Origin of the sequence: Kitasatospora sp. NPDC001540 (assembly GCF_042894345.1) — a bacterium.
GTDB classification, from domain to species: Bacteria; Actinomycetota; Actinomycetes; order Streptomycetales; family Streptomycetaceae; genus Kitasatospora; species Kitasatospora phosalacinea_C.
Map to the genome: position 1 here is coordinate 1 of NZ_JBIAVO010000030.1, position 14,429 is coordinate 14,429.

The 14,429-nt window shown below is 73.6% G+C and carries 10 protein-coding genes and 1 pseudogene; all 11 read left to right on the forward strand.

Features of this window, described 5'->3' with window-relative positions; translation table 11 throughout:
• A pseudogene (locus tag ACFY00_RS28285) lies at nt 1-385 on the forward strand (DUF4132 domain-containing protein); the annotation flags it as partial.
• A 372-nt stretch (nt 386-757) separates the two neighbouring features.
• Nucleotides 758-2,164 carry a hypothetical protein gene (locus tag ACFY00_RS28290; RefSeq protein WP_388034414.1) on the forward strand — a complete coding sequence of 469 codons (1,407 nt, stop codon included), beginning with the start codon at nt 758-760 and terminating at the stop codon, nt 2,162-2,164.
• A 207-nt stretch (nt 2,165-2,371) separates the two neighbouring features.
• A complete protein-coding gene (locus ACFY00_RS28295; RefSeq protein WP_388034416.1) occupies nt 2,372-3,658 on the forward strand; it encodes a lysine N(6)-hydroxylase/L-ornithine N(5)-oxygenase family protein in 1,287 nt (428 codons plus the stop codon).
• On the forward strand, nt 3,658-5,205 hold the full coding sequence (locus ACFY00_RS28300; RefSeq protein WP_388034418.1) for a class I tRNA ligase family protein: 1,548 nt from the start codon (nt 3,658-3,660) through the stop codon (nt 5,203-5,205). The genes ACFY00_RS28295 and ACFY00_RS28300 overlap by 1 nt, the downstream gene beginning before the upstream one ends.
• A complete protein-coding gene (locus ACFY00_RS28305) occupies nt 5,202-6,299 on the forward strand; it encodes an NAD(P)/FAD-dependent oxidoreductase (RefSeq protein ID WP_388034420.1) in 1,098 nt (365 codons plus the stop codon). The genes ACFY00_RS28300 and ACFY00_RS28305 overlap by 4 nt, the downstream gene beginning before the upstream one ends.
• Nucleotides 6,296-7,573 (forward strand): MFS transporter, encoded by a 1,278-nt coding sequence (locus tag ACFY00_RS28310; protein WP_388034422.1) that lies wholly within the window; start codon nt 6,296-6,298, stop codon nt 7,571-7,573. The genes ACFY00_RS28305 and ACFY00_RS28310 overlap by 4 nt, the downstream gene beginning before the upstream one ends.
• A gap of 11 nt (nt 7,574-7,584) precedes the next feature.
• Nucleotides 7,585-8,868, forward strand: a complete 1,284-nt coding sequence (locus ACFY00_RS28315; RefSeq protein WP_388034423.1) for an ATP-grasp domain-containing protein — start codon at nt 7,585-7,587, stop codon at nt 8,866-8,868.
• Nucleotides 8,865-10,181, forward strand: a complete 1,317-nt coding sequence (locus ACFY00_RS28320; protein ID WP_388034425.1) for an acetyl-CoA carboxylase biotin carboxylase subunit family protein — start codon at nt 8,865-8,867, stop codon at nt 10,179-10,181. Before ACFY00_RS28315 ends, ACFY00_RS28320 begins: the two co-directional genes overlap by 4 nt.
• Complete coding sequence (locus ACFY00_RS28325; protein WP_388034427.1) at nt 10,178-11,395, forward strand: acyl-CoA dehydrogenase family protein; 1,218 nt, start codon at nt 10,178-10,180, stop codon at nt 11,393-11,395. The genes ACFY00_RS28320 and ACFY00_RS28325 overlap by 4 nt, the downstream gene beginning before the upstream one ends.
• Nucleotides 11,396-11,435: 40 nt before the next feature.
• Nucleotides 11,436-12,605 carry an acyl-CoA dehydrogenase family protein gene (locus tag ACFY00_RS28330; RefSeq protein WP_388034429.1) on the forward strand — a complete coding sequence of 390 codons (1,170 nt, stop codon included), beginning with the start codon at nt 11,436-11,438 and terminating at the stop codon, nt 12,603-12,605.
• A 37-nt stretch (nt 12,606-12,642) separates the two neighbouring features.
• On the forward strand, nt 12,643-14,370 hold the full coding sequence (gene tsrT / locus ACFY00_RS28335) for a tryptophan 2-C-methyltransferase (protein WP_388034431.1): 1,728 nt from the start codon (nt 12,643-12,645) through the stop codon (nt 14,368-14,370).
• Nucleotides 14,371-14,429: the final 59 nt, after the last annotated feature.

Consider the following 14,429-nt stretch of genomic DNA (forward strand, 5'->3'; position numbering starts at 1 on the left):
GGGCCGCCCGACAGCCGCGCTGACCGCCGAGGAGGCGGCCGGGCACCGGCTGCACCGGTTCGAGAAGCACACCCTCCCGGTGGGACGGCTGCTCGCCATGGCCAAGCGCGGCTGGCAACGCGGTGAACCACAGGACGCGGGCCTGGAGTTCTGGTTCCACAAGCCGCTGCCGGACGGCCGCCACCTGTACATCAGTCTCCACCCGGGCATCGCGGTCGCCTCCGTCGACGCGGACGACGAGCAGACCTTCGAGGCGGTGTGGCTGGACGAAGCACCGACCCGCCACTGGCCCGACCACCGCGAACAGCGCGAGCGGCTCGGCGACCTGGACCCGGTCACCGCCTCCGAACTCCTCGCCGACCTGAAGGAGTTGACCGCAGGCTGACGGCGCACCGTTCGGGGTCGTATCGGACACCCGCTCACGGCGACCGGCCGGGTCGGTGCGGCCGGTGACGCCGGGTCAGCGCGGGTGTCCGAGGACTGAGAAGGGGGCAGCGCGGGGCGGGGCGCCGCCGCTAGGGTGCGTGGCATGACCCTGCTGGTGAGCCGCCGCCATGTCGACCATGGCCGTGCCACCACGACGGGTTGTCGCCGCGTCGGCTGACGCGGCCCCCTCGCCCCTCTGTGCACCGAGGGCCGCTCACGCACTCCCGCCGAGCGGCCCCGTGCTCTCCCGTCCCCGGTTCCGGGTGCCGTTCGGCGTCCTTTCCTTCCGCTCGCGGCGGAAGGACTCCGACTCCCGGAACAGGACCCCGCCATGCGCACCCGTCTGCTCCTCCCCGCCCTCGCCCTGGCCGCGGCGCTCGCCGCCACCGCCTTCGGCCCGCTGCCGCCGCAGAACCCGGCGACCGCGCCGAACGGCAACGCCGGGATGCACGGCGACTCCGCCTCCAGCGACACCACCCCGTACGCCGGGCCCGGCACCGGCGCCGTCAACTGGAGCCGCACCGCGCTCGCCTCGGCCTGCCCCACCGTCACGGTCGGCCAGGACGGCTACCCGGTCGCGCTGTGCACCACGATCTTCGGCCAGACCCCGACCGTGCACCTGCTCGACCCGGCCAACGGCAACGACCTGGCCTCGCTGGAGCTCCCCAAGGGCGCCCTGTTCGGCGGCGTGTACGCCTACCTGGACCAGGACGACCGGCTGGTCGGCGTCGACGGAAACGACAACCTGCTGCGGATCGGCCACCACCGCAACAGCAGCGGCGCCTGGCAGTTGACGATCGACCGGAGCACCCCGCTGGCCGGCGCGGTACCGTCCGGCGACAACATCGTCGGCCTCAGCCCCGGCTGGGACGGCAAGGTCTGGTTCGCCACCGGCGGCGGCGTCATCGGCACCGCCGACACCGCCACCGGCGCGGTCCGCACCCTCGCCACCGGCGAGGGCGTCGCCAACAGCATCTCCACCGTCCCCGGCCACACCGCCGTCGCCACCGACCACGCCCTCTACCTGCTCGGCCAGACGGACGACGGCACGCCCGTCGTGCAGTGGCGTGCCCCGTACGACCGCGGCCCCGGCCGCAAGCCCGGCCAGCTCAGCTGGGGCACCGGCGCCACGCCCAGCTTCTTCGGGCCCGACGGCGGCACCGAGTACGTCACCATCACCGACAACGCCGCGCCGCACGAGAACCTGCTGGTCTACAAGGTCGACGCCGGGCCGACCCCGGTCTGCACCACGCCGGTGCTCACCAAGTGGGCCGCCAGCGGCACCGAGGACGCGGTGATCGCCTCCGGCCGCAGCGTGTTCGTCACCAACACCTACGGCTACCCGTACCCGGCGCTGCCCGAGGGCGCGCCCGCCAGCGTCCCGTCCTCGGCCTCCTTCCAGGGCGGCCTGGCCCGGATCGACCTGAACGCGAGCGGCACCGGCTGCTCCACCGTGTGGGAGAGCGACGTCAAGTCGGCGGCGCTGCCCCGGCTCTCGCTCGGCGACAACCTGATCTACACCGTCACCGTCAGCGGCCCCACCGACTCGGTCGGCGCCCAGACCTTCGCCGGCTACGCGCACGCCGTCGTCGACCCGAACACCGGCGCCAAGGTCGCCGGGAGCACCTTCGGCATCGGGCTGCTGTACAACCCGCTGCAGATGACCGGCACCACCGCGCCCGACGGCACCCTCTACCAGGGCACCGAGACCGGCGTGCTGCGGATCACCAGGAAGTAGCGGCCGCACGGCAGGGAGGGCCCCGGGGCGCGATCCCCGGGGCCCTTCGCACACCCGTTCCCGAATTTCCCCGGCCGACGGGAACTCCGCCCTACCTGCCGGGAACCCCGGCTTCCTAGATTCCTCGACGCGACGACGCCGCGACGACGCCGTGCCGGCGCCGCGACAACCGGCCCCGGAGCAAGCCGAGTTCACGAGGAGGAAAGTGTGGCTGACCTAGAGGTGGGCGTACTGGCGATCGGCGCCGGACCGGCGAACCTGGCCCTCGCCGCCGCGATCGAGGAGAGCGGATCGGCCGAACTGGCCGAGCGCACCCTGCTGTTGGAGCAGGCCCCGGACATCAAGTGGCAGCGCGACCTGCTGATGCCCTGGGCCCGCAGCCAGGTGTCCTTCCTGAAGGACCTGGTGACGCTGCGCGACCCGCGCAGCCGCTTCTCGTTCCTCAACTTCCTGCACCAGCACGACCGGCTGGACCAGTTCATCAACCTGGGCACCTTCCACCCGCACCGCTGGGAGTTCTCCGACTACCTCCAGTGGGTCGCCCACTCGCTGGAGAAGGTGCGCATCCGCTACGACGCCAAGGTCGTCGCCGCCGAACCGCGGCACGACGCCGACGGCAAGCTGGCCGGCTGGCAGGTCACCCTCGCCGACGGCGACACCATCCGCTGCCGCGACCTGGTCGTCGGCGCCGGACGCGACATGCACATCCCGGCGGTCTTCGCCGACCTGCCCGCCGAGAAGGTCATCCACAGCGCCCGCTTCCGCAGCCGGATCAACGCCGTCGACAAGGACGCCCCGCTGCGCACCGTGGTGATCGGCGGCGCGCAGAGCGCCGCCGAGATGTTCATGGCGCTGTACGAGAACCTGCCGAACTCCACCGTCACCATGCTGGTCCGCTCGATCGGCCTGCAGAACTACCAGACCAGCAAGTTCGTCAACGAGCTGTTCTACCCGTCCTTCGTCGACGAGTTCTTCGACGCCCCCGCCGAGACCCGCGCCCAGCTCCTCGACGAGATGCGGTTCACCAACTACGCGGCCCTGGCCCCGCCGTTCCTCGACGAGCTCTACATGCTGCTCTACCGGGAGAAGATGATCGGCACCGGCCGGGCCGAGGTCCGCCCGATGACCGAGGTGGTCGCCGCCCGCGAGGAGGACGGCGAGGTCGTCCTCGACCTGCGCGACCGGCGCACCGGCAAGGTCGCCGAGCAGCGCTGCGACCTCGTCCTGCTCGGCACCGGCTACGACAGCCGGATGCCTTCCCTGGTACGGGAGTTGACGGAGAAGGCCGGGCTGGACGAGGTCACCGTCAACCGCGACTACCGGGTCGACCTGGGCGCCGGGACGGACGCCGCGCTGTACCTGCAGGGCGTCAACGAGGCCACCCACGGCATCGCCGACTCGCTGATCAGCGTGCTCGCCCACCGGGCCCGCGACATCACCGGCGACCTGCTGGAGCGCCACGGACTGGGCGCCGTCACGGCGGGCGGACGCTGATGGCCGCGCTGCTGGTGATCGCCCCCGGCCCCACCGCCAACGGGGACCTGCACCTGGGCCACCTGGCCGGCCCGTTCCTGTCCGCCGACGTGTGCGCCCGCTACGCCCGCGCCACCGGCCGCGACGCCCTGTTCGGCACCGGCGTGCACTTCACCCAGAACTACATCGTCACCACCGCCCGCCGCCTCGGCGAACAGCCCGAGGAGCTGCGGCTGCGCGCCGCCGAACAGGTCGAGGCCACCCTGGCCGCGGCCGGGATCGTCCCCGACGGCTTCGTCCGCTTCGACGAGCGCTACCTCAAGACCGTCCGCACCTTCTTCGAACGGCTGCACGGCGAAGGGCACCTGAGACTGCGCAAGGTCGCCTTCCCGTACCTGCCCGCCACCGGCGAGTACCTCACCGACGCGTACGTCCGCGGCGGCTGTCCGGTCTGCCTGGCCGAGGGCTGCGCCGGGCTGTGCGAGAACTGCGGCCACTGGATCGCCTCCGGCGAACTGATCGACCCGCACTCCACCCGGCACCCCGAACTCCCGGTCGAACTGCGGGAGAAGGAGGTCCTGGTGCTCCCGCTGGAGGAGCACCGGCCCGCCCTGGCCAGCTACTTCGCCCGGCTCGCCCCCACCATGCGGCCCCGACTCGCCCAGCTCGTCGAGGAGTTGATGGCCCGGCGGCTGCCCGACTACCCGATCACCCTGCCCATCGACTGGGGCATCCCCGCCCCGTTCGCCGAGACCCCCGGCCAGGTGCTGTACTCCGACACCGAGACCGTCGCCTGGAGCCTGCACGCCATCGCGCTGGCCGCCGAGTCCCGCGGGGAGGTCCCCGGCGACGAGGAACGGCACTGGGCCCTGGAGGCCGGGCCCGAGGTCGCGTACTTCTTCGGCTCCGACGCCAGCTTCGCCTTCGCGCTGGCCGGCACCGCCATGCTGCTCGCCCTCGGCGGGCTCGCGCTGCCCGCGCACTTCGTCACCAACGAGTTCTACGAGCTCGACAGCGACAAGTTCTCCACCAGCCGCGGCCACGTCGTCACCGGACGCCAGCTCACCGCCGAGGTCCCGCGCGACCTGGCCCGCTACTACCTGGCCGCCACCGGGCCCGACTTCCAGCGCACCAACTTCACCCGCGCCGCCATGGACCGGGTCTGCGGACAGCGCCTGGTCGAACCCTGGAACCGGGTCGCCGCCAAGGCCGAGGCCCACCTCGACCGCGGCCCGCTGCCGGTCAGCGCCCGCTCCCGGCACGCCGCCGCCCTGATCGCCGAACGCTTCGCGGCCGCCCTGAGCCCACGCCGCTTCAGTCTCAGCGCCGCCGCCTTCACCCTCACCGAACAGCTCGGCCGGCTCGACCGCTGGGAGGTCACCGACGCCGACGCGGGCGACTTCTGGCACGAACTCGACCTGTTCCTGCGCTGCGCCGCCCCGCTGCTGGTCGACCTCGCCGCCGAGGGCCTGCCCGACGCCGCGATCCCCGCCGAGCACACCGCCACCACCGTCCGCCCCCGCCCGTTGCCCCGGCTGGCGACCCGCGCGCGCGGCGGCGGGCGGTGAGCTCCACCGCCGGGCTCGCACCGACCGCCCCCGCGCCCGCGACGGGCAGCGCCGCCGCGCACGTGGTGGTGGTCGGCGCGGGCGTCACCGGCCTGCTCACCGCCGTCGCCTGCGCCCGGGCCGGGCACCGGGTCACCGTCCTGGAGCGCGGCCCGCTGCCCAACCCCGACGCCACCTCGCACGACCAGCACCGCGCCATCCGCACCCTGCTGCCCGGCGACCCCGACGGCACCGCCCGCCGGCTCGACGCGCACCGCCACTGGCAGGACCTGGAGGCCCTGTTCGGCACCCCGCTGTACCGCCGGGTCGGCACGCTCACCGCCCACCCCGAGGGCGGCCTCGACGACCTGCTCGCCGAGGCCGACAAGGCGGGCGTCCCGGTCGACCTGCCCGCCGCGGACGCCCTGCCGCCGCTGGGCCTGCCGCCCGGCACCGTCGGGGTGCGCGAGCGCACCGGCGGCGTGCTGCTCGCCGACCGGGTGCTGCACGCCGCCGCCCGCTGGCTGGCCACCCGGCCGGGCGTGGCGCTGCGCCCGCACAGCACCGTCCGCTCGGTGTTCACCGGCTCCGGACGGATCGTGCTGGACACCGGCGAGGTGCTCCGCGGCGACCTCGCCCTGCTGGCGGGCGGCCCCTGGACCCGCCGCCTCGCCGACAGCCCCGTCACCCTGCACCGGCAGACCATGCTCTACCTCGGCCGGCCCGCAGGGGGCGACCGCTGGGACGAGGCGCCCGCCGCGGGCGGCCTCGGCCGCGCGGGCCGCGGCTGGGTGCTGCCGCCCGGCGTCGGGACCCTGCTCAAGCTCAGCTCCGACACGGTGTGCCGCCCCGTCGCGGACACCGACAGCAGCGGCGAGGACCAGCGGCCGTACCTGGAGCGGCTCGCCGCCGAGGGCATCCTGCCGGACCTCGACCGCTACCCCGTGGCGGGCGTCCGGGTCTGCCACTACACCGCGGACACCGCCACCGGCGGCCCGCTGCTCACCCGGGTCTCCCCGGGCCTGTGGACCCGCGCCGCGTGCGGCGGCAGCGGGTTCTCCACCGCTCCGCTGGTCGCGGAACGCATCGCCAAGGCAGTGAAGGAGGCGGCATGACCGACGACGACAGGCCACCGATCGGCGTGCTCGACACGCTCCGGGCCACCCCGACCACCGTCCGCTACCTGCTCGGCGGCGTGCTGGTCAACCAGCTCGGCGCGTTCGTCCAGACCTTCCTGGTGCTCTACCTGACGCACAAGGAGATGTCGGACGGCACCGCGGGCCTCGCGCTGGGCGCCTACAGCCTGGGCACCGCCGTCGGCACCGTGCTCGGCGGCGAGGCCACCCACCGGCTCGGCGCCCGCACCACCATCGTGATCGCGATGACCGGCTCGGCGCCGCTGGTGGCCCTGCTGCCGCTGCTGGCCCGGCCCGGGCTGCTGGTGCCGCTGCTGCTGGCCGTCGCCGGGGCCGGGCTGTTCGCCCAGGCGTACCGGCCCGCCGCGTCGGTGCTGCTCAGCGACCTGATGCCGGACCGCTACCACGTGATGGCGTTCTCGATGATGCGGATCGCCCTCAACGTCGGCGCCGCGCTCGCCCCGCTGATCGCCGCCGGGGTGATCCTGCTCGACTGGGACCTGCTGTTCTGGATCGACGGCGCCACCACCCTGGCCTACGCGGCCCTCGCCTACCGGCTGCTGCCGCGGCACGCGATGCCCGAGCCGGAGGCCGTCACCGACACCGAGCGCCGGGCCACCGGCCGGGCCGCCTACGCGGCGATGCTGCGCGACCGGGCCTACCTGGCGTACCTGGCCGCGATCACGCTCGGCACGCTCACCTACGTGCAGTCCTCGGTCTCGCTGCCGCTGGAGATCGTCGACGACGGCTACCCGACCTGGCTGTACAGCGCGGTGCTGGCCACCTCCTCGGTCATCCTGATCACCTGCGAGCTGAAGATCACCGCGTACATCACCCGGATCCCCACCTACCTGGCGGTCGGCCTGGGCCACGGGCTGAACGCGGTCGGGCTGGCGGTGTACGGGCTGGCGGTGCACTCCGGGGCGTTCGTGCTGCTGGGCGCGGTGGTCTACGTGGCCGGGCTGATGACGGCGGCGCCCAGCATGTTCGCCCACCCGGCGACCTTCCCGTCCCACCTCAAGGCCCGCTACCTGGCCGCCATGCACGCCGTCACCGGCCTGGCCGGGGCGGTCGCCCCGCTGTTCGGCGTCTACCTGTGGCAGCGGTTCGGCCAGGGCTTCTGGGCGATGGCCGGGCTGACGGCCGCGCTGGCCGGCGCGCTCGCGGTGTACGGCATCAAGCGGGACGCGGACCGGCGGGCCGCCGGGGCCGCCTCCGCCGACCTGGTCGAGCCGGTCGGGGGGAAGGCGTGAGCGGGGGAGGCGTGAGCGGGGAGGGCACGAGCGGACGCCCCGTCCTGGTGGTCGGCTACGTGGCCTTCGCGGTGTCCGCGCTGGCCGCCTTCCAGGAGGCCGACTCGGTGGTCTATGTCGAGGAGCCGGACGTCGCCCGCAAGCGGCACCTCGCCGAGACGGTCGAAGGCATCGACTACGCCCGCGGGTTGATCGAGTGGGAGTACCACCTGCCGGGCCGCGCCGACGCCTTCTTCGCCGCCCACCCCGGGCTCGACCCGGTCGCGGTGATCCCCGCCGTCGAGTACGCGGTGCCGTTCGCGGCCCGGCTCGCCGAACGCTACGGGCTGCCCGGGGCCGGCCTGGGCGCCGCCCAACTGCTGCGCGACAAGCACCAGTTGCGGGTGGTCGCGGCCGCCGCCGGAATCGCCAACCCGGCCTCCGAGCCGGTCGCCGACGCCGCCGCGCTGGCCGCCTTCATGGCCCGGCACCCCGGCCCGGTGGTGCTCAAGCCCGCCAACCGGCAGGCCTCGGTCGGCACCCGGGTGGTGCACGCCCCCGAGGAGGTCGCGGCGGCCTGGGCGTTCGGGCAGGCGCAGGACGAGGGCGTGTTCGTCCCCGACCGGCCGATCCCGCCCGCCATGCTGGCCGAACAGTACGTCGCCGGACCGGAGTTCAGCGTCGAGATGCTGGTCGCCGACGGCCGCCCGGTGTTCGCCAACACCACCGGAAAACTGCTCTACCCCGGCCCGTACCCGATCGAGGCCGGACACACCGTACCGGCCGAACTCCCGCCGGAGACCCACGAGTTGCTGGCCGCCGAGACCGAACGGCTGGCCGCCGCGGTCGGCTTCGGCACCGGCGTGCTGCACTGCGAGTGGATCCTGGCCGACGGCGTGCCCGTCCTGGTGGAGTGCGCAGGCCGGCTGCCCGGCGACTCCATCACCGACCTGATCGAGGCCGCCTACCCGGTCGAACTCACCCGCGCCTACTACGCCCTGATGCGCGGCGAGCCGACCGGCGAACTGCCCGCCAAGGCCGAACGCGCCGCCGCCGCCGCCTTCCTGGCCCCCGACCGGCCCGGCACCGTCACCGCCGTGCACGGCCTGGACGCGGCCGCCGCCGCCGAGGGCGTGCAACTCGCCGTGGTCGGCATCGCCCCCGGCCACCGCAGCGCCGGACTGCGCAGCTCCTGGGACCGGGTCGGCATCGTCACCACCCGCGCCGGCACCCCCGCCGAGGCCCGCCGACTGGCCGACGCGGCCGCCGCGCTGGTCCGGTTCGACCTCGACCCCCTCGCGGAGGAGGAATCATGACGCAACACCCGGAAACCGGCCCCGGCACCCTGCTGGTGATCGGCAGCGGCCTGAAGGAGTACCGCGAGTACCTGGTCGGCCCGATGAGCCGCCGGGCCCGCGCCGCCGGGCTGGAACTGCTGCTGGTCAACAACCTGCGGCCGACCTGGCAGCGCGAGTACTTCGACGAGATCGTGGTCGCCGACGTCTTCGACACCGCGACGATGAACGCCACCGTCCGGGAGATCGCCGCCCGCAAGCACGTCGTCGGCCTGCTCTGCTGGGACGAGCCGCTGGTGCTGGACGCGGGCCTGCTGGCCGCCGAACTCGGCGTCCCCGGCCTGTCCGAGCGCGGCGTGCGCGGCGTGCGCGACAAGGAGCGCACCCGCACCGTGCTCACCGCCGCGGGCCTGCGCCAGCCCGGCTTCGCGCTCACCACCGACCTCGACGAGGCCCGCACCGCCGCCGCCCGGATCGGCTACCCGGTGGTGCTCAAGCCGCGCGCCATGGGCGCCAGCATCGGCGTGGTCTTCGCCGCCGACGAGCAGGAGCTCGACGAGGCGTTCCGCACCGCGCTCTCCGCGAGCGAGGTCGACCCCGGGCCGTACCGGGCCAGCGTGATCGTCGAGGAGTACGCGGGCGGCCCGGAGATCAGCGTGGACGGCGCCGTCCACAAGGGCGAGTACCGGCCGCTGTTCCTGGCCCGCAAGTACAGCAGCGACGAGCCGTACTTCGAGGAGGTCGGCCACGTCGTCGACGCCGCCGACCCGCTGCTCGCCGACCCCGTCCTGCTGACCCACCTGGCCGACGCGCACCGGGCGCTCGGCGTCGAGGACGGCATCACCCACACCGAGCTGCGGCTCACCCCGCGCGGCCCGCTGATCGTCGAGGTCAACGGCCGGCTCGGCGGCGACCTGATCCCGCTGCTCGGCCGGATCGCCACCGGGATCGAACCCGGCGAGGTGCTGTTCGACGTCGCCGTCGGCCGCCGCCCGGAGATCACCCCGACCCGCGCCGCGGTCGCCGGGATCAGCTTCGGCTGCCCCGAACGGGACTGCCGCCTCGACGAGTTGACCCTCCCGCAGCCCGGCGACGCGCCCGGCCTGCTGCACGCCGCCCCGATGGCCCCGCCCGGCACCGTGCTGCGGCTGCCCCCCGGCGGCTACCTGGCCCGGCACTCCTTCGTGATCTGCGAGGCCGACAGCGTCGCCGCCTGCGAAGAGCGCCTGGCCGCGGCCGCCGCGCTGGTGCGCACCGTCACCTCCGAGGTCGAACCCGCCGACCCGCACGCCCCGTTCGCCATGCCCGCCGGACTCCTGGATGTGGACCGATGACCGAGACCCCGAACACCGGCGACACCCCGAACGACACCCCGCTGGACGGCGCCGAGATCCTGCGCCGCGCCCGCGAGCTGGCGCCCGTCCTGCGCAAGCGGGCCGCCGAGATCGAGGACAACCGCACGCTGCCCGCCGACGTGGTCGAACTGCTGCGCGCCACCGGCGTGTTCCGGATCGGCCACGGCCCGGCGACCGGCGGCCCGGGCCTGACCTCGCCCGAGCAGCTGGAGGTGGTGGAGGCGCTCGCGTACGGCGACGCCTCGGCCGGCTGGTGTGCCGGGATCGGCGCGATGGGCGGCGCGATCACCAACTTCCTCACCCCGGAGGCGACCCGCGCCCTCTACACCGGCCCCGACCTGATCACCGCGGGCTCGCTGGTCCCGGCCGGCCGGGCCGAACGGGTCCCCGGCGGCTACCTGCTCAGCGGCCACTGGCCGTTCGGCTCCGGCGTCCGGCACGCCGACCTGCTGACCTCCGGCGCGTTCGTCTACCAGGACGGCGAGCCCTGGGCCGCCCCCGACAGCCCGCACGAGCACGACTCGATGCAGTTCGTCGTCCGGGCCTCCGCCGCCGAACCGGTCGACAACTGGGAGACCACCGGCCTGTGCGGCACCGGCAGCAGCGACTACGTCCTCAAGGACGTGTTCGTCCCCGAGGGCCACACCTTCTCGTTCTTCGAGCCGCGGGTCGCGCCCAACCCGATGGCCTGGTCCGACTCCTTCATGCGCGCCCTGCCCGGCGTCCCGCTCGGCATCACCCGGGCCGCGCTCGACCACGCCCGCGAGGTGGCGAGCACCCGCTACGACCGGATGGCCGGCCGCAGTTGGGCCGACAGCTGGCGGGTGCAGACCGAACTGGCGAGCTGCGAGGCCGAGTTCAACGCCGCCCGGGAGGGCGTGTACGGGGCGACCCGTCGGCAGTGGGAGGTGCTGGCGGCCGGCGGCACGCTGGACGACCTCAGCACGACCGAGCGCGGCGCCGTCCCGCTGTCCGGCCTGCACGCCGTGCACGTGGCCCGCTCGGTGGTGAACCGGCTCTACGACCTGCTGCAGACCTGGTCGATCGGCCACGACTCCCCGATGGACCGCTGGCTGCGCGACACCGCCGTGCTGAGCCAGGGCCAGATCGGCCACGACGTCGTCCTGGAGTCGGTCGGCGCCTACCTGCTCGGCCGCCCGCCGAAGGTCCGGATCGGCCTCGGCCTCCACTGAGCACCGCCAACCACCCCCAGCAGAAGGAGAAGTGACCAGCATGACGACGGAGATCCTGCGCCGCGCCCGGGAGTTGGCGCCGGTGCTGCGGGAGAAGGCCGGGGAGATCGAGGCCAACCGCACACTGCCCGCCGACGTCCTCGAACTGCTGCGCGCCACCGGGGTGTTCGGCATGTGCTTCGGCCCCGAGTGGGGCGGGCCCGGCCTGACCTCGATGGAGCAGACCGAGGTGGTGGAGGCGCTCGCGTACGGCGACGCCTCGGCCGCCTGGTGCGCCGTGATCGGCGCCAACACCGGCATCTACGCCAACTTCCTGGACCAGACCGTGGCCAAGGAGGTCTTCCCGCGCCTCGACCTGGTGGTGGCCGGTCTGCTCCAGCCCTCCGGCCGGGCCGAGCGCGTCCCCGGCGGCTTCCGGCTCAGCGGCCGCTGGTCGTTCGGCTCCGGCATCAAGCACGCCGACTGGGTGACCTCCGGCGCGTTCATCTACGAGGGCGGCGAGCCCTGGGCCGCGCCCGGCAGCAAGCACCGGCACGACTCCCGGCAGTTCCTGGTGCGCCGCGAGCAGGTCGAGGTGATCGACAACTGGAACACCACCGGCCTGCGCGGCAGCGGCAGTTGCGACTACACCATGGACGGGGTGTTCGTCCCGGAGGAGCACACCTACACCTTCGCCACCCCGCAGGGCCGCCCCGGCCCGCTCACCCAGCCGGACTCCTTCACCCGGGCGATGTGCGGCGTCCCGCTCGGCGTGGCCCGGGCCGCGCTCGACCACGTCCGCGAGGTGGCGAGCACCCGCTACGACCGGATGGCGGGCCGGAGCTGGTCCGAGAGCTGGCGGGTGCAGACCGAGATCTCCCGGCTGGAGGGCCAGTTCAACGCGACCCGGGAGGGCGTCTACGGCGCGATGCGCCGCCAGTGGGAGGTGCTGGCGGCCGGCGGCACCCTGGACGACCTCACCCCGGTCGAGCGCGCCGCCTCCCCGCTGTCCTGGCTGCACGCCTTCCGCAGCTCCCGGGAGATCGTCTCGCGCTCCTACGACCTGCTGCAGACCTGGTCGATCTACCGCAGCTCGCCGATGGACCGCTGGCTGCGCGACACCGCCGTGCTCGCCCAGCACCTGGTCGCCCAGGACCGCATCCTGCAGTCCGCCGGGGCCTACCTGCTGGGCTCCGAGCCCGAGTTCGGCATCAGCCTCGGCCTGGTCTGACCCCACCAACACCGAACCCCCAAGGGAGGCAACCCCGATGAGCCGACTCGTCCTGCTGGTCAACCCGAACAAGGTGCATCCGCCGATCGCCCCGTACGCCCTCGACGTGCTCACCACCGCACTGGAGGACGACGGATTCGAGGTGGAGGTGCTCGACCTGACCTTCCGCCGCGACGACTGGAAGACCTGCCTGCACGAGTACTTCGCCGAGCGCTCCCCGATGCTGGTCGGGGTGACCGTCCGCAACACCGACACCGTGTACGCCTTCGAGCAGCGCCCGTTCGTCGGCGAGCACCGGGAGATCATCACCGAGATCCGGCGGCTCACCGACGCGCCCCTGGTCGGCGGCGGGATCGGCTTCTCCACCATGCCGTTCGCCCTGGTCGAGTACTTCGGCATCGACTACGGCGTGAAGGGCCCGGGCGAGAAGATCCTCTGCGAACTGGCCACCGCGATCGCCGAGGGCCGCGACACCGACACCATCCCCGGTCTGATCCGCAACACCGAGCGCGGCGCCGTCCGGGTCCCGCCCGCGGTGCTCACCGTCCGCCACGGGAAGCCCCAACCGACGGATCCCACGGGCCAGTTCGAGTCCCGGGTGTGGCAGGTCGACCGGCTCTCGGTCTACCGGCGGCGCTCCGGTGTGCCGCGCCGGGTCGACAACCTGGAGTACTACCGGCGCGGCGGCCTCGGCTCGATCCTGACCAAGAACGGCTGCGCCTACCGCTGCTCGCACTGCGTCGAGCCCGACGCCAAGGGCACCCGCTACGGGCAGCGCGAACTCGCCTCGGTGGTCGACGAGATGGAGTCGCTGGCGGCGCAGGGCATCCTGGACCAGCACACCACCGACAGCGAGTTCAACCTCTCCGTGGTGCACGCCAAGAACCTGCTGCGGGAGATCGTCCGCCGCCGGCACGCCGACCCGGCCAACCCGCTGAACCAGCTGCGGCTCTGGGTCTACTGCCAACCCAGCCCGTTCGACGAGGAGTTCGCCGACCTGCTGGCCGAGGCGGGCTGCCGCGGCGTCAACGTCGGCAGCGACCACATCCGCCCCGAGGTGCTCAGCGGCTGGAAGGTCACCGAGAAGGGCGGCACCTACTACACCTTCGCCGACACCGAGCGGCTGGTGCGGCTGTGCCACGAACGCGGCATCCTCACCATGGTCGAGGCGCTGTTCGGCATGCCGGGGGAGACCCCCGAGACGGTCCGCGCCTGCGTGGACGCCTTCATGGCCCTGGACGCCACCGTCACCGGCTTCTCGCTCGGCCTGCGCCTGTTCCCGTACACCCCGATGGGCATCGACATCGCCGAGCAGTGCGCGGGCGTGCGCACCGTCCCCGGCCTGCAGTCGAACACCGCCGACGGCCCGATCGTGCTCAAGCCGCTGCGGATGTGCTCCTCCCCGGCCGAGTACGAGCGGCAGTTCATGTTCGACGAGCACGGCAACTTCCGGCTGGTCTGCTACTTCTCGCCCGGCCTGCTGCCCGACCCGGCCCGCGCCACCGACCCGGCCGAGCGCTGGCACGGCGCCGTCACCGACCTGTGGGCGCTGATCGACCCGGCCGACCACCACCGGGTCATGCTGCCCACCGTCGAGGGCATGAGCGAGCACGACAACAACTACGCCGACAACCCCTTCCTCACCAGCCTCGGCGGCCTCGGCTACACCGGCGCCTTCTGGTCGCACTGGCGCGGCCGGGAGGAGATCATGCGCAAGGCCCGGGAAGCCGCCGCCCAATCCTCACATCTGCCAACTCCTGCGTGACATTGCACACTTGAGGTGGCGATTTGATCAGACCATGATGAGGTCACGGAATCATCACA